The organism is Pseudomonas sp. TKO26 (assembly GCF_003225665.1).
Taxonomy (GTDB): Bacteria; Pseudomonadota; Gammaproteobacteria; order Pseudomonadales; family Pseudomonadaceae; genus Aquipseudomonas; species Aquipseudomonas saponiphila.
Window position 1 is genome coordinate 13647 of record NZ_QKLN01000023.1, and the last position, 20502, is coordinate 34148.

Annotated in this window: 16 protein-coding genes; 13 read left to right on the forward strand and 3 right to left on the reverse strand. The window is 67.2% G+C overall.

The window, feature by feature from the left end:
• The first annotated feature begins 108 nt into the window (after window positions 1-108).
• Genes DNK59_RS23560 through DNK59_RS23575 form a run of 4 tightly spaced genes read left to right on the forward strand, consistent with a single transcriptional unit; the run spans window position 109 to window position 10246 of the window.
• On the forward strand, window positions 109-1947 hold the full coding sequence (locus tag DNK59_RS23560) for an AAA family ATPase (RefSeq protein ID WP_092312389.1): 1839 nt from the start codon (window positions 109-111) through the stop codon (window positions 1945-1947).
• Window positions 1944-2588, forward strand: coding sequence for a 4Fe-4S cluster-binding domain-containing protein (locus tag DNK59_RS23565; RefSeq protein WP_092312386.1), 645 nt, complete (start codon window positions 1944-1946; stop codon window positions 2586-2588). Before DNK59_RS23560 ends, DNK59_RS23565 begins: the two co-directional genes overlap by 4 nt.
• 15 nt (window positions 2589-2603) lie before the next feature.
• Complete coding sequence (locus DNK59_RS23570) at window positions 2604-8915, forward strand: AAA domain-containing protein (protein WP_110724827.1); 6312 nt, start codon at window positions 2604-2606, stop codon at window positions 8913-8915.
• On the forward strand, window positions 8912-10246 hold the full coding sequence (locus DNK59_RS23575) for a hypothetical protein (protein ID WP_110724828.1): 1335 nt from the start codon (window positions 8912-8914) through the stop codon (window positions 10244-10246). The genes DNK59_RS23570 and DNK59_RS23575 overlap by 4 nt, the downstream gene beginning before the upstream one ends.
• Before the next feature lie 105 nt (window positions 10247-10351).
• Here DNK59_RS23575 and DNK59_RS23580 read toward each other — a convergent pair whose 3' ends face one another.
• The 3 genes from DNK59_RS23580 to DNK59_RS23590 form a co-directional block, all read right to left on the reverse strand.
• Entirely contained in the window at window positions 10352-11122 is a 771-nt protein-coding gene (locus DNK59_RS23580; RefSeq protein ID WP_110724829.1) for a MetQ/NlpA family ABC transporter substrate-binding protein, read from the reverse strand.
• A gap of 81 nt (window positions 11123-11203) precedes the next feature.
• The gene (locus DNK59_RS23585) at window positions 11204-11869 is read right to left on the reverse strand and encodes a methionine ABC transporter permease (protein WP_092312373.1); all 666 of its coding nucleotides are present in this window, start codon (window positions 11867-11869) and stop codon (window positions 11204-11206) included.
• Between the two features lie 4 nt (window positions 11870-11873).
• Window positions 11874-13097 (reverse strand): SfnB family sulfur acquisition oxidoreductase, encoded by a 1224-nt coding sequence (locus DNK59_RS23590; protein ID WP_110724830.1) that lies wholly within the window; start codon window positions 13095-13097, stop codon window positions 11874-11876.
• Between the two features lie 284 nt (window positions 13098-13381).
• Between DNK59_RS23590 and DNK59_RS23595 the strand changes: the two genes are divergently transcribed.
• From DNK59_RS23595 to DNK59_RS23635, 9 genes are all read left to right on the forward strand, one after another.
• Window positions 13382-13849 carry a VOC family protein gene (locus DNK59_RS23595; protein ID WP_092312367.1) on the forward strand — a complete coding sequence of 156 codons (468 nt, stop codon included), beginning with the start codon at window positions 13382-13384 and terminating at the stop codon, window positions 13847-13849.
• Between the two features lie 295 nt (window positions 13850-14144).
• A complete protein-coding gene (locus tag DNK59_RS23600; RefSeq protein ID WP_092312364.1) occupies window positions 14145-15356 on the forward strand; it encodes a PepSY domain-containing protein in 1212 nt (403 codons plus the stop codon).
• Window positions 15353-15901 carry a thiamine pyrophosphate-binding protein gene (locus tag DNK59_RS23605; RefSeq protein ID WP_092312361.1) on the forward strand — a complete coding sequence of 183 codons (549 nt, stop codon included), beginning with the start codon at window positions 15353-15355 and terminating at the stop codon, window positions 15899-15901. The genes DNK59_RS23600 and DNK59_RS23605 overlap by 4 nt, the downstream gene beginning before the upstream one ends.
• Window positions 15898-16236, forward strand: coding sequence for a hypothetical protein (locus DNK59_RS23610; RefSeq protein WP_110724831.1), 339 nt, complete (start codon window positions 15898-15900; stop codon window positions 16234-16236). The genes DNK59_RS23605 and DNK59_RS23610 overlap by 4 nt, the downstream gene beginning before the upstream one ends.
• Window positions 16233-16805, forward strand: coding sequence for a DUF6162 family protein (locus DNK59_RS23615; protein ID WP_110724832.1), 573 nt, complete (start codon window positions 16233-16235; stop codon window positions 16803-16805). Before DNK59_RS23610 ends, DNK59_RS23615 begins: the two co-directional genes overlap by 4 nt.
• Window positions 16806-16833: 28 nt before the next feature.
• Entirely contained in the window at window positions 16834-17763 is a 930-nt protein-coding gene (locus DNK59_RS23620; RefSeq protein WP_092312352.1) for a metal ABC transporter substrate-binding protein, read from the forward strand.
• Complete coding sequence (locus tag DNK59_RS23625; RefSeq protein ID WP_110724833.1) at window positions 17760-18503, forward strand: metal ABC transporter ATP-binding protein; 744 nt, start codon at window positions 17760-17762, stop codon at window positions 18501-18503. The genes DNK59_RS23620 and DNK59_RS23625 overlap by 4 nt, the downstream gene beginning before the upstream one ends.
• Window positions 18503-19402 (forward strand): metal ABC transporter permease, encoded by a 900-nt coding sequence (locus DNK59_RS23630; RefSeq protein ID WP_092312346.1) that lies wholly within the window; start codon window positions 18503-18505, stop codon window positions 19400-19402. Before DNK59_RS23625 ends, DNK59_RS23630 begins: the two co-directional genes overlap by 1 nt.
• Window positions 19403-20392, forward strand: coding sequence for a metal ABC transporter solute-binding protein, Zn/Mn family (locus tag DNK59_RS23635; RefSeq protein WP_110724834.1), 990 nt, complete (start codon window positions 19403-19405; stop codon window positions 20390-20392).
• Window positions 20393-20502: the final 110 nt, after the last annotated feature.

Here is a 20502-nt window from a genome sequence, read left to right on the forward strand (position 1 = left end):
CCCGCGTGCAACCCTGCGGCGACAGGTCAGAAAACCCGTAGAGCATCGTAAGAAAAAACTTCCCTATGCTAATGTCGCGTCCTGCTTCCTACGACGAGCTTCGCTTCCATGCCAAGGACTGCCTCTTTCGAAAAGCCACGCTGGCTGCGTGATCTACTGCGCTTTCTCCCTCTGAAAAGCCAGTTCGTACTGTCCGGCAACGTCCGCGACCTGCAAGCCAGCGAAGTCGCCCCCGGGGTCATCACCCCGCAACCCTTCAATCTCAATCTGCGCGACGAACTGCTGGCAGCCGGTTATGCCCAGGTGCTGAGCTGGGATCCCCTCGGCGGGCTGCGGGTGCTGCTGCCCCCGGGCAGCGAGCCGGCCCAGGCCGACAACCTGCTGCGCGAACTGGGGCTGACCCCGGTAGAAGGCGCGGCGCCAGCGGGCCTCGACCTGTTGTGCGCCACCTTGCCGCGCCTGGTGGAACGCCAAGGCGCGCCCCTGGCCCTGATTGTCGATTTCGCCTCCCGCCTGGTGATCCGCAACGACGCCCTGAGCGCCGCCGAGCACCAGCTGTTCACCCAGGCCCTGGTGCTGTCCCATCAGGCCCGCAGCCGGCCAGCCGGGGAACAGCGCACGCCGTTCTTCAACAGCATCCTCTGGGTGGTGGAGAAGGAAGGCGACCTGCCCGATTGGCTGCTGATCGACAACCCGCGCCTGCGCCCGATTCCGGTGTCCAAACCCGACCAGCAGGCCCGCCAGGCGCTGGCGCCGGCGCTGCTGCGGGGCCTGCCCGGGGCCCAGGAAGCCAGCCAAGAGAACCGCGACCAGGCGGTGCGGGCCTTCGTCGAAAATACCGAAGGCCTGCTGCTGCTCGACCTCAATGCAATCGTGCAACTGGCCCGGGTCGAAGGCCTGGCCATGGAGCGCATCGGCGACGCCGTGCGCCGCTATAAAGTCGGGGTCACCGAAGACCCCTGGCTGAAGATCGACCGCCAGCGCATCCGCCAGGCCGATGATTTCATCCGCCAGCGGGTCAAGGGCCAGGGCCACGCCGTGACCCACATGCTGGACATCGTCAAGCGCGCCATGACCGGGGTCGGCGCCAGCCGCAAGGGCAATCGTCCCCGGGGCGTGGCCTTTCTCGCCGGGCCCACCGGGGTCGGCAAAACGGAACTGGCCAAGACCATCACCAGCCTGCTGTTTGGTGATGAAAGCGCATACATCCGCTTCGATATGTCGGAATTCAGCGCCGAACACGCCGACCAGCGCCTGGTGGGCGCCCCGCCCGGCTACGTCGGCTATGACGTGGGCGGCGAACTGACCAACGCCATCCGCGAAAAGCCCTTCAGCGTGGTGCTGTTCGACGAGATCGAGAAGGCTCACCCACGAATCCTCGACAAGTTCCTGCAGATCCTCGATGACGGGGTACTCACTTCCGGCCGCGGCGATCGGGTGTACTTTTCCGAAGCGCTGATCGTCTTCACCTCCAACCTGGGCATCTACCGCCAGGGCGAGCACGGCGAACGCGTCGCCAACGTGCAGCCCGGCGAAGCCTTCGAGGCCGTGCAGGGCAAGGTCCAGGGGGAGATCGAGCGGCACTTCAAGCTGGTGCTCAATCGACCGGAAATCCTCAACCGCATCGGCGAGAACATCATCGTCTTCGACTTCATCCGCCCGGACATCGCCGAGCAGATCTTCCAGCAGATGGTCGGCAACATCCTCGCCGACCTGGCGGCCCAGGCCCTGCACGTGCAGCTTGATGACGCCTCTCTGGGCAACCTGCGCCAGCTGTGCCTGCAGGATTTGTCCAACGGCGGCCGGGGCATTCGCAACCAGCTGGAAGCGCACCTGCTCAACCCCCTGGCCCGGGCCCTGTTCGACCAGGACGCCCAGCCCGGCCAGTCCTTCGAAGTCCGCCAGTTGCAGGCCGGCAGCCTGCAATTGCTTGCCCGCGCTTCGTGAACATCAGCCTGTCGCGGGTGCACTTCCCGGTCACCACCCTGGGGCCGGGACAGCGCCTGGGCCTGTGGTTCCAGGGCTGCAGCATTCGTTGCGAAGGCTGCATTTCCGCGGACACCTGGGGCCCGGGCAAGCAGCCATTGCCGTTGCCCCAGGTGCTGGACGACCTGCAACCCTGGCTGGCCCAGGCCGAAGGCATCACCCTGTCCGGCGGCGAGCCCTTCGACCAGCCCGAGGCCCTGCTGGCCCTGCTGCGCGCCCTGCGTGAACGCACCGCGGTGGACATCCTGGTCTACAGCGGCCATTCCCTGGAACGCCTGCAACCGCTGCTTGAACAAGCCGAAGGCCTGCTGGATGCACTGATCTGCGACCCCTTCGAGCAACAACAGGCGCAAACGCTGGTCCTACGGGGCAGCGACAACCAGCGCCTGATCCTCTTGACCGAGCTGGGCCGCCAGCGTCTGTCCAGCTACCAGCGCCCGTTGCACCAAGACGAGCGCGCGCTGGATGTGATGTTCGACGACGACGGCAGTGTCTGGATGGCTGGCATCCCCCGGCGTGACGACCTGCTGCGTCTGCGCGACCTGCTGCACGCCCAGGGCCACCAACTCCAGACCAGCGCCCACACCTCACGCCGCCGTTAACCGGAACCGCCACCGATGATACGTTTTTGCCCCAATTGCCAGACTGAACGCTCCCTGGCCGAAATCTTCTGCGAAGGCCAGGTGGACCACCGGGTCTGCGGCTGGGAACTGTCCGCCGAAGCGATTCACCCCGAGGGCTGGCGCCCGCAGCCGGTGATCACCGCCGAAGCACTGGAGCCGCAGCCCGAGGCCGCAGCGCACGGCAGCTCAACCCTGGCCTGCAGCAACGGCCACGCCATGGCCGACGGCGACCTGATGTGCCTGGTCTGCGGCGCCGACCCGCTCGCCGCGGAGCAACCCGCTACCGCCGCGCCCCCCGCCGCCGACAGCGAAACCGTGATCGAGGGTTGGCGCCTGCTGCGGCAGATCAGCAGCGGCGGCGTGCGCGAGCGCTTTATCGCCGAGCACCGCGAAACCGCCCAGCAGGCGGTGCTGACCCTCTACCAGGCCGGCGCCGAACCCGACCCTTCGGTGTACGAAGCCCTCAAGCGCCTGCCCCGGGAACACGTGCCGGAGATCATCCTCACCGGCCGCTGGGACGAACGCGCCTTCGAAGTGGCCGAGGAGCTCACCGGCGGCACCCTGGCCGAGCTGGGAATCGTGGTCAGCGATCGGGCGGCGGTACAGCACATCGTCAGTGAACTGGGCCAGGCCCTGCATGCGTTCAGTGAAGCCGGCCTGCGCCACCGCGACCTGCGTCCGGCCACTTTGCTGGTACGCAGCCGCGAGCCCCTGGACCTGGTGATCAGCGGCTTCGGCTCGGCGCGCCTGTCCGAGTTCGACCTGGACATCGTCTCGCCCCTGGAAACCAGCCGCTACATGGCCCCCGAAGCCATCGCCGGCGGCGTGGCCGCGGCTTCCGACTGGTGGAGCCTGGGGATGATCCTGCTGGAGCAACTGACCCAGGGCCAGTGCTTTGCCGGGATCAACGCCAACGCCTACCTGATTCACGTGCTGGCCAATGGCGTGCTGCTGCCGGACGACCTCGACCCGCGCCTGGAGCTGCTGCTGCGCGGCCTGCTGGCGCGGGATCGCCACCAGCGCTGGCAATGGCCCCAGGTTCAGGCCTGGCTGCAGGGTGAAAGCCCCCGCGTCCCGGACTCGATCACCCGCGAAGAAGACGCCGACGAAGGCGCCAGCATTGCCCTGGGCACCCGGCGCTTCCGCCGCCCGGGACCGTTCGCCCTGGCCGCCGCCGAAGCCGAGCACTGGCCCCAGGCCCTGGATCACCTGTTGCGCGGAGTGATCGTCACCTGGGCCGAACAGGCCGGGGTGTCCGCCCGCCACCTGGCCGGCCTGCGTCAGGTGGCCCAGCATCAGGAGCTGGAAGACGATACCCGGCTGATGCTGGCGCTGAAGCTGCTGAACCCGGAAATGCCGCTGATCCTGCGCGGCCAGATCGTCACCCCGGGCTGGCTGCTGGAACATCCCCTGGACGGCTACCGGTTGATCAGCGGCCCGGCCCCGGACCTGCTGGAACGCCTGGAGAGCGAACACTGGCTGCTGCGGCTCAAGCTGCGGGCCGAGCAAGTGCGCCAGCGCGCCCAGCACCTGGCCATCGAACTGGACGAGGAGCAGTTGCGCATCTACCTGCTCTCCAGCTCCCGCGCCCGCCTGGCCGCGCAATGGGAAGAGCGCCAGCGCCTGCTGCCGGACAGCGAGCACCACGGCATCCTGTCCCTGGCCGACCGGCGCAGCATCAGCGAAGAAGACCTGATCGTGCTGCTCAGCGCCGCCATCGGCCAGTTCCGCTCGGTGGACGCGATCCTCGAAGAAGCCGCCAGCCTGGCCCGCGAGGCCGTGGTCCTGAGCTTCGACAGCGATAGCGCGCGGACGCTCCTGGGGCTGCCGCGCCCGGCCTTGTACCGGGAGGTCGACGAACGCATCAGCGGCTTCGCCCGCTGCGGCGTGCCCAGCGTCGACGAGTGGGCCGAGCAGTTCCGCCTGGAACGGCGCATGCCCCTGGCCAAGGCCCTGGTGCTGCTGGCCATCGGTGCCGAACAGTGGCTGGAGCCGCAAAAGCAGCATTACGTTGCGCAGATCATCGACTTCTTCGAGAAGAAGGTCGCCAGCGGGGTGCTGCGCGGCCCGCTGGTGCGCATGAGCATCGGCAAGACCACCGCCCGGGTCGACCTCAACGAATTGCACTGCGAACGCAGCCCGGCCCCGGCGCTGCTGGATCATCTGGTGGCGCGCAACGCCCAGCCCATCCACCTCGACCCGGCATGCTTCGCCGAGAATCCACTGCTGGATGCGCGGCTCAACAGCCTGTACCGCCAGAGTTCGCTGTACCAACGTGACACCGGGATCGACGGCCTGTACCTGGGCTTCCCCTTCCTCCTGACACGGGACCCGCGAGGCACCACCCGCACCCGCATCGCGCCCTTGCTGCTGTGGCCGGTCAAGCTGCTGCTGGAAGTCGGCAGCCGCGGCAAGGTGGCCCTGGTCTTCGACAGCGAACGTGAAGAGGTGCGCCTCAACCCGGGCCTCGACACCCTGCTGGGCATCGAGGCCGCCAAGCTCTGGCGCAAGGCCGCCGACGAACTGCTGGGACGCTCGGCGCTCAAGGCTGCCGATGTCATGGACGCCTTCGGCATGCTGGCCACGCCGGGTTCCCGGGTACTGGGCAACCTGCCGCCGGCCAGCACCGAGGTGCCGCCCTACCAGGATCAACTGGCCTGCGCCGCCGTGCTGTTCCACGTCGCCTTCATCGGCCAGGCCATTGGCGAGGACCTGCGCCAGCTCAAGGCCCTGCCGCCCGGCGGTACCGGGTTGGAAACCGCCCTGCGCCTGAACCCGACGGAGCAGGACGGCGGCGACAGCCAGGCCGCAGCGCACGCGCCGGAGCTGCAACGCTTCTTTACCGTGGCCAGCGATCCGTCCCAGGAAGCCGCGGTGCTCCAGGCGCGCCAGGCGCCCGGGCTGCTGGTGGAAGGGCCGCCCGGCACCGGCAAGAGCCAGACCATCGTCAACATGGTGGCCGACGCCATCGGTCGCCAGCGCAGCCTGCTGATCGTCTGCCAGAAGCACGCGGCCCTGGAGGTGGTGCACAAGCGCCTGGTGGCCGAGGGCCTGGGCAACCGGGTGGTGATGCTCAACGACATCAACCGCGACCGCGAACCGGTGATCCGCAGTGTCCGCGAACAGCTCGAAGCCCTGTTCAAGGACGGTGCCGCCCAGCAGCCCTGGCTGCACCAGCGCGAACGCCTGGCGGCACGCATCGAGGCCCTGGAGGGCGAGCTGGATCGCTTCCACCAGAGCCTGCACCGCGTCGATGAACACTGCGGCTTGAGCTACCGCCAGCTGATCGGCGAGCTGATCGGCCTGGAACAGGGGCCTGCGCCACTGGACGTTGCGGTACTGCGCCAGCACCTGGCGGCCCTGGGCATCGCCGACCTGACGCGCCTGGAAGAAGCCTGCGCGCCGCTGATCCGTCTGTGGCTGCCGGCCCGCTATGAACAGAGCGCCCTGGCCCAGCTCCAGCCGTTCCCCACCGATGCCGCCACCCTGCAAGCCTTCAACGACGGCTTCGAACGCCTGTGGCGCTGCGAGGAACAGCGCCTGGAAACCCTGCAGGCGCACCCGGCCGATTTTGAAGTGGACGACCCGGCGCCCTACCGCGCCTGGCTCGAACAGCACGTGCACAGCCTGCTGGGCCTGGACGATGAACGCCGCCAGCGGCTGGCCCGCTGGCTGCCGCTGTTCCGTGGCCACCCGGGGCAGGCGGCCGAAGGCGACGGGCTGATCCAGACCCTGCAGGCCCTGGCTCAACAACTGCAGCAATGCGACGCGGCGGCCCATCAGGCCGATCTGGCGCCGGGCCTCAGCGCCCTGCCCGCGGCCCAGTTGCGCACCCTGCAGCACCGCGCCCGCGCGGTGATCCAGGGCCGCTCCTGGCTGGCGCGCCTGAACCCGCTGCGCCTGATCCGCCAGCGCCGGTTGCTGGCCTTCCTCGCCGAACAGGGCGCCCCGGCCGAGCCGCAACACCTGCCGCCACTGCTGGCGGCGGCCCTGCTGGAAAGCCAGTGGCGGCCCTTGCGCAACCAGTTGCAGCAGCTGCATCAGCAACTGGGCCTCGCCGCAGTCGCCGACGATTGCGGCCCGGAACTGCTGCCGCAAGTGCGCCAGGACCTCGGGCAGTTGGAAGAAATACGCGCCCTGGCCATGAGCCTGGCACAGGCGCCACGGGTGGAACAGCTGGACGCCGTGGTACTGACTGGCCAGCGGCAACCCCTGGACAGCCTGCTGGCCGGCTACGACGCCGCCTTTATCCGCCACAGCGTGCGCCAGGACAGCCTGAATGCCCTGCAGCGCCTCAATCCATGGTTGCAACCGGAGCTGCTGGGCCAACTGCGTCAGCGCGTGGCGCACAACCAGGGCAACCAGCCAGCCCTCAACCGCCTGCGCGAAGCCTTGCCGACCCTGAGCGCCTACCAGGCGTTCCGCGCCCGGGCCGGCCAGCTGTCACCGGCCGACCTGGAGTTACTGCAGATACTGCGCGAATACCAGACAACGCTCGACGCCATTCCCGCCGAGCAATTGGAAGCCGTGGTCCGGCGCATGCTCAACCGCGAAGCGCGGCTGGGCTGGAAGCGCCAGATGGAACAACGCCAACCCGAGCTGATGCTGGAGCACAGTGAAACCGCGGCGAAGATCGCCAGCCTCGGGCAGGCCGACACCCAGATGCGCAGCCTCAACCGCCAACTGCTCAGCGAAGGCATCGACCTCGCGCGCCTGGGCACCCGCAAGCAATGGGAAGACGTGACCCGCCTCACCGGCCGGCGTTCGCGCCGCTTGCGCGAATTCATGGAGATGGGCGCCGGTCTTGGGCTGATGAGCCTGCGGCCGGTATGGCTGATGAACCCGGACGTGGCCAGCCGGGTGCTGCCGCTCAAGCCCGGGCTGTTCGATATCGTGATCTACGACGAAGCCTCGCAGATGCCGGTGGAATTCGCCCTGCCGACCCTGTACCGAGGCCGGGTCACGGTGGTCAGCGGCGACGAGAAGCAGATGCCGCCCACCGCCTTCTTCTCCAGCCGGGTGGAAAGCGACGAGGCCGAACTGTTCGACGGCGACCAGCCCGATGCCGACGAAGAACAACGCGAGGCCTTCGAAGACACCTGGAACCGCCGCGAAATCAAGGACTGCCCGGACCTGCTGCAACTGGCCCGCAGCGCCTTGCCCGCCACCACCCTGCAGATCCACTACCGCTCGGCCTACCGCGAGCTGATCGGTTTCTCCAACGCCTCGTTCTATGGCAACCGGCTGAGCATTCCGGTGCGTCACCCAGAGGCCAATATCCTCGCCATCAAGCCGCTGGAGCTGATCCGCGTGGACGGCGTCTACCAGCAGCAGGTCAACCCCGAGGAGGCGCAACGGGTGGTCGACTACCTGGCCGAGCTGTGGCAGACGCCCTACGCCGAGCGACCTTCGGTGGGGGTGGTGACCTTCAACCGCAAGCAGGCCGACCTGATCGAGGAGCACCTGGAGCTGCGAGCCGAACAAGACCCGGTGTTTCGTGCCGCCTACAGCGAGGAACGCGAACGCAGCGAGGACGGCGAAGACATGTCGGTGTTCGTCAAGAACGTCGAGAACGTCCAGGGCGACGAGCGCGACATCATCGTGTTTTCCTCGACCTTCGGGCGTAACGGCCAAGGCAGTTTCCGACGCAATTTCGGGGTGCTCGGGCAGACCGGCGGCGAACGCCGGCTCAATGTGGCGGTGACCCGGGCCCGGCGCAAAGTGGTGATGATCACCTCGATGCCGATTGCCGATATCTCCGACATGCTCACCACCCAGCGCCCGCCCGCCAGCCCGCGTGACTACCTGCAAGGCTACCTGGAGTACGCCCGCGCCCTGTCGGCCGGGGAGTTCGCCAGCGGCCACAAGCTGCTGCAGCGCCTGGTCACCGAGCGCCAGGACACCCGGGCCCGGCACCACGACCACGGCGACGGATTCACCCAGGCGGTGGCGGCGTTCATCCGCTCCCTGGGCTGGAACCCGATCGGCGCCAACGAAGGGGATGCCTTCGGCCTGGACTTTGCCATCGAGCATCCCGATACCGGGCTCTACGCCCTGGGCATCGAATGCGACACCCCGCGCCACGGGCTGCTGGCCCGCGCCCGCTCCCGGGAGATCTGGCGCCCGTCGGTACTGCGCCGAGCCATTCCCCACCTGCATCGAGTCTCGTCCCAGGCCTGGTACCACGACCCCCACAACGAACGCGCACGCCTGCAGGCCGCCATCGAACAGGCCCTGCAACCGCTGGCCGGCAGCGCAACACAAACGCCACCTCAAACCCTGGCTGACACGGAGCAAACCCCATGAGCGGCCCGAAAGTGGTGCGGATCGTCACCCGTGAAGAAATCCTCGACATCTGCGCCGGTCACCTGCGGCGCCTGGAGCAGGCGATTGCCCGCTGGGAAGCCCAGGCGCAACGCCTGGGGCAACTGAGCGAGCAGGAGCGGGCCGCAACCCACGGCCGTCTCCAGCAGTTGCGCCAATTGATCGAAGCCGATCGCCTGGTGGATCTGCAGAAACAGGTGCCGATCGAAATCGAGTTCCTCAAGGACGATCTGCAACAACGGGAACAACGCGCCGTGCAGCAAGTCGCGCAACAGCGCCAACTGGCCCGCCGTCAGCGGGAAAACGCCGCCACCCTGCTGGGGGCGTTGCAAGGCAAAGTCCTTCCAGCCGAGTTGCTGCAACAGTTGCAGGCGATTGCCGAAGGCCAGCCCGTGGCGGCGGTCGAATCGATCCTGGCCCAGGGGTTCGCCCACCTCGGCGCCGCCGCCCAGGAGCCGGGCCTGAGCGAGGCCCAGCAACAACTGGCCCGACGCCTGCAAGACGACAGCGCCCCCCAGACCCTGGCCCAATGGCGCGCCGCCCATGAACAAAAGGAACCCAGGCTGGAACGCATCGAGCAGCACATTGCCCAGTTGCTGACCCTCGATGATCAGGCCAGTGCCGAACCCTACCTGGCCGCCTTGCGCCTGATCGACGCCGAAACCCGCGCGCCACAGCGCAACCTGTTGCTGGACAGCCTGGTGCTGGAACTGGCCCAAGCCACCCGCGACAGCCAGGAACGCCGCGCGCGCCTGGCGCGCCTCCAGGCACTGGCCAGCGAAGTGGCGAGCTTGTGTCCGGCGGCCGCCGGGGCAGAGCTGTCCCGGGCCGAACAGTGCAGCCTGGCCAACATGGCGCCCGTGGATGAGCTGATTGCCCGCTTCAGCGCGCTGATCGAAGCCGAGTTGCAACAGCGCGCCGCCCTGGCCCGTCGTCAGGCGGTGCTCGAAGGCCTGGCCGGCCTGGGCTACGAAGTCCGCGAGGGCATGGCCACCGCCTGGGCCAAGGATGGCCGGGTGGTGCTGCGCAAGAGCGCCACCCCGGGGTACGGCGTGGAAGTCGGGGGCAACGCCGACAACGGCCGCCTGCAGGTGCGAGCGGTCGCCCTCAGCGCCCAGCGCGATACCCGACGCGACAAGGACATCGAAACCATTTGGTGCGGTGAGTTTCAGCGACTGCAAGCCCTGCTGGCCACCCAGGACGACGACCTGAGCATCGAAAAGGCCCTGGCCGTTGGCGCCGTACCACTCAAGGAAGTGCTGCTGGATGACGCCCAGCAAGCTGATCGCGAACAGGCGCACCAGCGCACCTGACCCGCCTCCCGCGCGGGAGCCGGCTTGCCGGCGAAGGCGATCTTGCGGGCCTCTTCGCTGGCAAGCCAGCTCCTACAAGTCGCCTTCCCCGCGGGGGCCGGGCGGTCAGAAGCCGGGGGCGATCTGGCCTTTGTAGCGGCTCAGGATGAATTGGCGCACGGCGTCGGAGTTCAGCGCCTTGGCCAGTTTCTGGATCCGCGGGTCGTCGATGTTGTCCGGACGGGCCACCAGGAATTCGATGTACAGATCCTTGCCCTTCTCCACGATCAGCGCGCTGTTGGTGTCGATGCCGGCTTCCAGGGCGTAGTTGGCGAAGACGAACGCCAGGTCCACCTGGCTCACCGAACGGGCCAGCAAGGCGCCTTCCAGTTCACGGATCTTCAGGTGCTTGGGGTTGTCGACGATATCGCGCTGGGTGGCCAGCGTGTTGCTCGGGTCCTTGAGCTTGATCAACCCCGCTTCATGCAGCAGCACCAGGGCCCGGCCGGTGTTCACCGGGTCGTTGGGAATCGACACGCTGGCGCCGTCCTTGAGCTCGGCGATGTTCTTGATCTTGGTGGAATAGGCACCGAAGGGCTCGATGTGCACCCCCACCACCGGCACCAGGTCGGTGTGCCGGGTCTTGTTGAAGTCATCGAGGAACGGCCGGTACTGGTAGTAGTTGGCGTCGAGGTTCTTCAGCGCCAGTTGCTGATTGGGCTGGATAAAGTCGGTGAAGACCTTGATGTCCAGGTCCACGCCTTCCTTGGCCAACTCGGGTTTGACGAATTCGAGGATCTCGGCGTGGGGCACCGGGGTGGCCCCCACCACCAGCTTCTCGTTGGCGTGGACATTCAAGGACAGTACGGCGGCCAGGATGGCCAGGATCTTGTTCATGGGTTGCTCCTAAGGCAGATACGGACAGCCGTCGTGGGGCGCACGTGAGGCCGGTTTTTTTCAGGTTGTGAATACGTCGGATCAACGTCGGCTGTAGTGCGCCACCAGGCGGTCGCCGGTCATCTGCAGGGCCTGCACCAGCACCAGCAGGAGGATCACGGTGACCAGCATCACGTCGGTCTGGAAGCGCTGGTAGCCGTAACGGATCGCCAGGTCGCCAAGGCCGCCGCCACCGATCACCCCGGCCATGGCGGTGTAGTCCACCAGCACGATGGCGGTCACCGTGACCGCCGCCAGCAGGCCGCCCCGGGCTTCGGGCAACAGGGTGTGGCGGATGATCTGCCAGGTGCTGCCGCCCATGGCCTGGGTCGCTTCCACCACCCCGTGGTCGACTTCCCGCAGGGCGGTTTCCACCAGCCGGGCAAAGAACGGCGTGCAGCCCACCACCAGCGGCGGGATGGTCCCCGGCACCCCGAGGGAGGTGCCCACCAGCAGGGTGGTCAGGGGAATCAGCACGATCAGCAGGATGATGAAGGGCAAGGAGCGCAGCACGTTGACGATCACCGACAGCAACCGATACAGGCCCACGGCCTCATGCAACTGGCGCTTGCCGGTGAGAAACAGCAGCACGCCCAGGGGCAGCCCCAGCAGCACGGTGAAGCCCAGGGCCGCACCGAGCATGCTCAGGGTGTCGAGACAGGCCTGGGCGATATCAGCCCAGTAGATGTGCTTGAACCATTCGGCCATGGCGTCAGGACCAGTCGTGACGCGGCGGCTTGATGCCGTTGAGCAGCCAGTTGCCCACCACGTGGTACTTCCAGCGCACCGGGTCGTGCAGGGTGTGGACCCGGGCATTGCGCCAGTGGCGGTCGAAGTTGTGGCGCTTGAGGGTCGAGCGGGTGCCGCCCAGTTCGAACAGCTTGTTGCTGGCCTCGATGGCGATCTCGGTGGTCAGCACCTTGGCCTTGGCCACCGCCAGGGACGCCTGGGCCACATTGTCTTCATCCGGCGCCGGACGCGCCGCGTCCAGGGCCAGGCCGGCCCGTTCCAGCAGGGCTTCAGCGGCCTCCAGGCGAATGTCCAGGGCACCTACCTGAATGATGGTAAGCGGGTCTTCGCTGGCGTTTTCCACCCCGGCGTCGATCCACGGCCGGGCGTGCTGACGAACAAAGGCGATGGTGTCGCGCAGCGCCGCCCGGGCAATCCCGGCATCGATGGCCGCCGTGGTCAGCTGGGCGAAGGGCCCGGCCAGGGTCGGGCTTTCATAGGAACGGTAAGTGGGGAACAGGTTGAAAGCCGGCACCCGCAGGTTTTCCGCCAGCACGGTGCCGCTGGAGGTGGTGCGCTGGCCGATGCTGTCCCAGTCGTCGATCACCGCCAGCCCCGCGCTGCCCCGGGGCACGAAGGCCAGTTGACCGTGGCCCTGTTCATCCAGGGCCAGCACCGCCAGCCAGTGGGCATACAGCGAGCCGGTGCAGTAGCCCTTGCGGCCGTTGATCACATAAGCATCAGCGCTGCGGCGCACGGTGGCCTGGATGTCCTGCACGTGCTTGCCGCCGGTTTCCGACAGCGCATTGGCAAAGCGATGGCCTTGCAGGGCCAGGGCGAAAAAGTGCGCCTGCTGCTCCGGGGTGCCCTGCAGGCGGATGTCTTCCAGCAGGCAGTAATGGTTCTGCGGAATCTGCCCCAGGGACGGATCGGCGGCGGAAATGATCGCGATCACCTGCGCCAGCACCGCGTAGGACACCTGGGCGCCGCCGTACTCCCGCGGCACGCTGATGCCCCACAGGCCACTGTTGGAGTACAGGTCGAGCAACTCCGCCGGCACCTGGCGGCTGCGGTCGCGTTCGGCGTCCTGCTCCAGCAGGACAGCCGCCACTTGCCGGGCCACGGCCAGGGCCTCGGCGCCATCGCGGATCACATGGGCGGCGGGGGTATGCAGGGGATAAAAGGCGGATTCAGGCAAAGAAGACATACAGCGCTCTCGGGCGGATGAAGGTTCCGGGCAGCCGCTGCAGCTTCTGTGCCGAAAGATCGGGCCTGTGAATTCAAGGGTTTACCGGCCTCTGTGGAGGGATTGCCCAGCGGGCCAGCGGACAAATTGCTGGTGGGCTGTTGCTGGGCCAACAGTGAAATGCTGTTGCCTGGACGACACCTCGTCGGCCCACACCGGGGCCGAGGGACCCCGGGTATAGAGTGAAACCTGCTCGATCCGGCGACGGACCGATTTGCCCAAAACAATATCAAGGAGAAACCCAGATGAGCGTCAAAGCCATTCCCGAAGGCTTCAGCGGCGTCACGCCGTACCTGGGCATCAAGCGCGCCGCCCTGGCCATCGAGTTCTACAAGCAGGCCTTCGGCGCCGAGGAAAGCATGCGCCTGGACATGCCCGACGGCAGCGTCGGCCATGCCGAACTGCGCATCGGCGGCTCGGCCATCATGCTCGGCAGCCCCTGCGAACAAACCCCGATGGACAGCCCGGACACCCACAAGACCTCGGTCGGGCTGCATCTTTATGTGGAAGACGTCGACCGCAGCTTCGCCCGGGCGCTTGCCGCCGGCGCCACCGAGGTGTCGGCGGTCAAGGACCAGTTCTACGGCGACCGCAGCGGCAGCCTGCGCGACCCGTTCGGCCATGTGTGGTTCCTGGCCAGCCGCAAGGAAGACCTGAGTGCCGAGGAAATCGCTCGGCGGGCGCGGGAAATGTTCCAGCAACAGGCCGGCTGACCCAGCCCCTGCAATCCGCCCCCTCGCAGGAGCCGGCTTGCCGGCGAAGGCGCCCTCGCGGTTCAGTTCGCGGGCAAGCCCGCTCCTACAGCGGCATTGGCCAGACCGCTTAAACCGCGGCTTTTGCTGCTTCGTAACATTTACTTTCATATCGCCTTTCAGGATTTACGATTCTCATTCGTCTTAATTGAATGCAGCAGGCCGCGTTGGCCATGGCTATGCCTCGGGTGTTCTGCCCCGGAAGCGGCCGAAGGGTCCAGTGCTGCTCCATTCCTCGAATCAAGACGCCCATTCAATGTCGAAGAAGTCCCGTTCAAAAATCTGGTTTCTGGTGCACAGCTGGCTGGCCCTGCCCATCTGGTTTTTCGTGCTGATCGTCTGCGTCACCGGCACCCTGGCGGTGGTCAGCCAGGAGATCGTCTGGCTGGCCAATCCCGACGTGCGCGCCAGCAAGCCCTCCGATGACGCCCGGCCCTTGAGCTACGACCAGGTGGTGGCGGCCATCAAGCAGGCCGAACCCACGACCCGCATCGAAACCATCGTGACCCCGGACGAAAGCCATTTCGCCCTGAGTGTCGATGTCAGCTACCCCGATGGCCGCAACGTGACGGTCTACGTCAACCCCTATACCGGCGTGATCCAGGGGGTCAGCCCGGCGTTCGATTTCAAAGCCTTCACCCGCGCCCTGCACGGCTGGTGGCTGGTGCCTTTCACCAACGGCTACAGCTGGGGCTGGTACCTGGTGTCGCTGCTCGGCTTGCCGATGCTCGCTTCGCTGATCACCGGCCTGGTGGTCTACAAGAAGTTCTGGAAGGGCTTCCTCAAGCCCACCTTGCGCATCCGTCATGGCGCGCGGATTTTCTGGGGCGACCTGCACCGCCTGAGCGGCATCTGGTCGATCTGGTTCATCGCGGTGATTTCCATCACCGGCATCTGGTTCCTGATCCGGGCAATCCTGGGGGACAACCAGATCAGCATTTCCAGCGAACCCATCGTGCCGGTCATCGCCCGCGAGCAGGTGCCGAACTCCGCCGATGGCAACCCGCCGCCCATGATCGGCCTGGACCAGGCCATCAGCACCGCCACCTCGCGCATCCCCGGGTTCGACATCAGCTTCGTCAGCCTGCCCAGCAATGCCTACAGCCACCTGTATGTCGGTGGCCGCGGCTGGTATCCGCTGATGTACCAGACCGCCAACATCAATCCCTACACCGGCACTCTGGATACCGCGCACCTGCTGGGGGACCGCAATGCCCTGGAGTTCGTCACCGAATCCATGCGCCCGCTGCATACCGGTGATTTTGGCGGGATCTGGGTCAAGCTGATCTGGTTCTTCTTCGGCCTGGTACTGAGCATGATGGTCCTCAGTGGCCTGCTGATCTGGACCAAGCGCACCGCCCTGGCCACCGCCAACGCCCTCAAGCGTGAGGAAAAGGCTGCTCGCCCGCGCCCTGCCGCCAGGCCCGTCCCCGCCATGCGCGCCGAAACCTCGGAGGTCCAACCGTGAGCAAAGCCACCCCGGCAACCGCTGATTCCACCTCGACATTGGGCCGGCTCTGGCACAAGTGGCGCTTCCACCTGAACATCCTGCTGCTACTGATTCCCCTGGGCTTCATGCCCAAGTACCTGGCCGATGCCTCGTTGTTTCGCGGCGACAGCGGCCTGGGCGAGCGCGAGATCGGTGAAATCCAGGTCGGTCCCTGGAGCCTGCGCCTGGCCGAAATGCGCGACCAGGCACCGCAACTGCAAGGTGCCGCCGGCTACCTGAAAGACTTCAACGCCGCCCTCTGCGCGGCCTGTATCGAACCGGTCAAGGCCACCTACCTGCGCATCGGCAAGCCCCGCAGCCTGCGGGCCGCCGGGGTGATCTTCTTCGGCAGCCCGTACCGCATGGGCGCCAGCCTGCCGATTGCGGAAAAGACCCAAGCCGACGCCGAGCTGTGGATCACCATGGAAGGCTGGGACGGCAGCATGCACCAGGCATCCATTCCCCTGAGCCAGGCCTCGCCCGCCACCGTGGCCTGGCTCGAAAAACAAGGAGGCACACGATGATCCGCGCAGTACCCTCCCGGCGCCTCGGCGCCCTGGCCCTGTCGCTGCTGGCCGGCGCCTTCAGCCACAGCGCCCAGGCCCACAACCCGATGTGCGAGTGCAAGGCCATCGACGCCGAGCAGATCCGCTGCACCGGCGGTTTTTCCGACGGCAGCGGCGCGCCGGGGGTGACCCTGGACGTGATCGGCTACGACGAAACCATCCTGGTACCGGGCAAGCTCGGCAGCGATTCGACCCTGACCTTCAAGAAGCCCTCCAGCGAGTTCTACGTGCTGTTCGATGCCGGCCCCGGCCACGTGGTGGAAATCGACCAGGCGGACATCGAGACCCCATGAACCCAGCCACCACCCAGGTCGTGCGCCCCGCCGGCGCCGGCCACGAAACCCTCTACGTGCTGTTGTTGTGCGCGCTGATTCTGAGTGTGGCCGCCAGCGTGGTGCTGTGGCGCGGCGAGAGGACCGAGACGCACAGCGTCGCCAGCCACCAGCTGGATGCCCGGCGCGACCTCAGCGCCGGCGAGCAAGGGATCTACGCCGACCTGCGGGTGACCCTTGACGAGATCCACCTGCTGCGCGCCGAAAACCAGCGCCTACCAACCCCCGAGGCACTGGCTGCGGAAGGTTTCGCCCCCTTCGCCCAGGACGCCAGTTCGGTCAGCCGTGGCGGCCACGCCTGGCAACTGCAGGACCAGGCCTACCTGGGCCTGAGCCAGAACCCGCAAGTGGCCGGTTCCTTCCTGATGCGCCTGGACACCGAGGACCCGGCCAAGGTGGACATCTGGCTCAACCGCGCCCCGTCCGTCACGGTGCCTGTCGATCTCAGCGACACAACTCTGGCCGCCACCGGCTGGCAACAGGTGGTCGCGCAATTCGATGCCGGAGTGACCCGCCAGCATCGCCACTGAACCCATTCCGAGAGAAGAACGCTTGCCCATGCCCATTTCATCGCAACGCCGTCCCTTTCTGCGGGGGCTGCTGATCGGCCTGCTGGCCCTGACGCTCAGCCCGCTGGTCAGCGCCGACCCGGCCAAACGCCTGCGCATCGGCATCACCCTGCATCCTTACTACAGCTACGTGGCGAACATCGTCGGCGACAAGGCCGAGGTGGTGCCTTTGATTCCCGCCGGTTTCAACCCCCACGCCTACGAGCCTCGGGCCGAAGACATCAAGCGCATCGGCAGCCTGGACGTGATCGTCCTCAATGGCGTGGGCCACGATGACTTCGCCGACCGCATGATCGCCGCCAGCGAGCGCCCGGACATACCGCTGATCGAAGCCAACGAAAACGTGCCGCTGCTGGCCGCCACCGGGGTCGCCGCCCGTGGCGCCGGCAAGGTGGTCAACCCGCATACCTTCCTCTCCATCAGCGCCTCCATTGCCCAGGTCAACAACATCGCCCGGGAGTTGGGCAAGCTGGACCCGGCCAACGCCAAGACCTACACCCAGAACGCCCGGGCCTACGGCAAGCGCCTGCGCCAGTTGCGCGCCGACGCCCTGGCCAAGCTGACCCAGGCGCCCAATGCCGACCTGCGGGTGGCCACGGTGCACGCCGCCTATGACTACCTGCTGCGCGAGTTCGGCCTGCAAGTCACCGCGGTGGTGGAGCCGGCCCACGGCATCGAGCCCAGCCCCAGCCAGTTGAAGAAGACCATCGACCAACTGCGCGAGCTGGACGTCAAGGTGATCTTCTCGGAGATGGACTTCCCCTCCACCTACGTCGAAACCATCCAGCGCGAATCCGGGGTCAAGCTCTACCCGCTGTCGCACATTTCCTACGGCGACTACAGCGCCGACAAATACGAGAAGGAAATGCAGGGCAACCTCGACACCGTGGTCCGGGCCATCCAGGAGGCCGGGGCATGACCGCCATCGAAACCCTGCGGCGCGGTCCGGCCATCGAGTTCGATCAGGTCAGCCTGACCCTGGGCCGGACCACCATCCTCGACCGCGTGACCTTCAAGGTGCAGCCCGGCAGCGTGCATGCGCTGGTGGGCCCCAACGGCGGCGGCAAGAGTTCGCTGATCAAGACCCTGCTGGGGCAGATGCCGCACCAGGGCCAGTTGAGCCTGCAATGGCCCGGCGCCGCCGGCACCCTCGGCTACGTGCCCCAGGCCCTGGAATTCGACCGCGGCCTGCCGATGACCGTGGATGATTTCATGGCCGCCATGTGCCAGCGCCGCCCGGCCTTCCTCGGCCTGAGCCGGCATTACGCCCAGGCGATTGGCGAAGCCCTGGAACGGGTCGGCATGCAGGACAAGCGCAAGCGGCGCATGGGCGCACTGTCCGGCGGTGAGCGCCAGCGGGTTCTGCTGGCCCAGGGCCTGATCCCGGCCCCGCAGCTGCTGGTGCTGGACGAACCGATGTCGGCCCTGGACGAGGCCGGAATCCAGGTCTTCGAACGCCTGCTCCAGGACTGGCGCCAGAGCGGCATCACCCTGCTGTGGATCGAACACGACCTGGAAGCCGTGGGCCGCCTGGCGGACCGGGTCACCGGCCTCAACCGCCAGGTGCTGTTCGACGGCCCGGCGCAACAGACCCTGACCCCGGAGCGCCTGCTCAGCCTGTTCTCCACCCATCCACGAACCGCCGGGAGCGCTGCCTGATGAGCTATGAATCCTTGCGCCTGCTGGTCCAGGGCTGGGCCTCGTCCGGCTACCTGCCCGAGGCCCTGGCCTACGGCTTTGTGGTCAACGCCCTGCTGGCCGGCCTGCTGATCGGCCCGGTGCTCGGCGGCCTGGGCACCCTGGTGGTGGTCAAGCGCTTCGCCTTCTTCTCCGAAGCCGTGGGCCACGCGGCGCTGACCGGAGTGGCCATCGGCATCCTGCTGGGCGAACCCTATACCGGCCCCTACGGCAGCCTGTTCGGCTACTGCCTGCTGTTCGGCATCCTCCTCAACTACCTGCGCAACCGCACCGGGCTGGCCCCGGACACCCTGATCGGGGTGTTCCTCTCGGTGTCCCTGGCCCTGGGCGCCAGCCTGCTGCTGATCCTGGCCGGCAAGATCAACGTGCACATCCTGGAGAACGTGCTGTTCGGCTCGGTGCTCACGGTCAACGGCAACGACCTGCTGGTGCTGCTGGTGGTCGGCGCGCTGGTGCTGGGCCTGAGCCTGCCGCTGTACAACCGCATCATGCTGGCCAGCTTCAACCCGCAGCTGGCGGCGGTGCGCGGGGTGGCGGTGAAGTCCCTGGACTACCTGTTCGTGATCCTGGTGACCCTGATTACCGTGGCGGCGGTCAAGGTCATCGGTGCCATCCTGGTGGGGGCGTTGCTGGTGATTCCGGCCGCCGCGGCGCGCCTGCTGAGCCAGTCGCTCAAGGGCTTCTTCTGGATCTCGGTGAGCATCGCCACCCTCAGCACCCTGTGCGGCATCCTGCTGCCCATCGTCTTCGACCTGCCGGTGCCTTCCGGCGCGGCCATCATCCTGGTGGCCGGCGTGGCCTTCGCCCTGGCCGCCATCGCCCGCGGCACCGTACCCAGCCTGAAAGGGAATATCGGATAAATGCACAGTTCATTGCCTCACTCGTCATGGCGTCGCCTGAGCCTGGCCCTGGCCCTCGGCGGCCTGATCAGCGGCCCGGCCCTGGCCGAGCGCGACCACTTCGAACCGATGCGCGTGGTGGCCAGCCACGGCATGGGCAACACCGCGCTGCACAGCGCCAGCGCGCAACAACCGCTGACGGTGTTGGCTTCGCTGCCGGTGACCTTCGGCCTCGGGCAACTGCTGCTGCAAGGCACGGCCATCAAGCTGGAGCGAGCGGCCCCGGCCAATCTGCCCGGCTCGCGACAGACCGCCTATTTCACCGGGCGCGGCGCCCCGGCCCTGAGCCAGCTGGCACTGAATGCCGACGCGGTGATCGGCCTGCGCTCGATCTGGCCGGACGACCCGCTGTACCCCAATGCCCGGCGCAGCAACATCCGCATCGTCGAGATCGACGCCGCGCGCCCGGTGGATGGCGCCCTGCCCGGGGTGGCCCTGCAACCGGGCCAGCGCGACGGGCTCAATGCCCAGCCCTGGCTGTCCAGCAACAACCTGGGACGCATGGCCGACGTGCTGGCGGCGGACCTCGCGCGGCTGGCCCCCGAGGCCAAGCCGCAGATCGAGAGCAACCTGGCAGGGCTCAAGCAACGCCTGCTCAAGCTCAGCGCCGCCAGCGAAACGCGCCTGGCCGAGGCCGACAACCTCAGCGTGCTGAGCCTTTCCGAGCACTTCGGCTATCTGGTCAGCGGCCTGAACCTGGAACTGGTGGGCGTCGACGCCCGAGCCGACAACGAATGGACGCCCGAAGCGCTGCAGAAGCTGCAGGCACAACTCAAGGAGCATGACGTGGCCCTGGTGCTGCACCATCGTCAGCCGTCCGAGGCACTAAAGGCCGCCATCAGCGCCGGCGGCAGCCAGTTGCTGGTGCTGCAAACCGACAGCGCCGACCCGCTCGGCGAACTGGAAGGCAACCTGCAACAAGTCACCCAGGCCCTGGCGCCGAAAAGCTGAGCCGGTCCCTGTCGCCGCTGCCGCCTGTTCGGCGGCGGCAGCGCTTACATATTCCCTCAAGATCACGGCCATTTCCCGGTGCTAGTCTGCGCATCGCAAACATGCCCAGA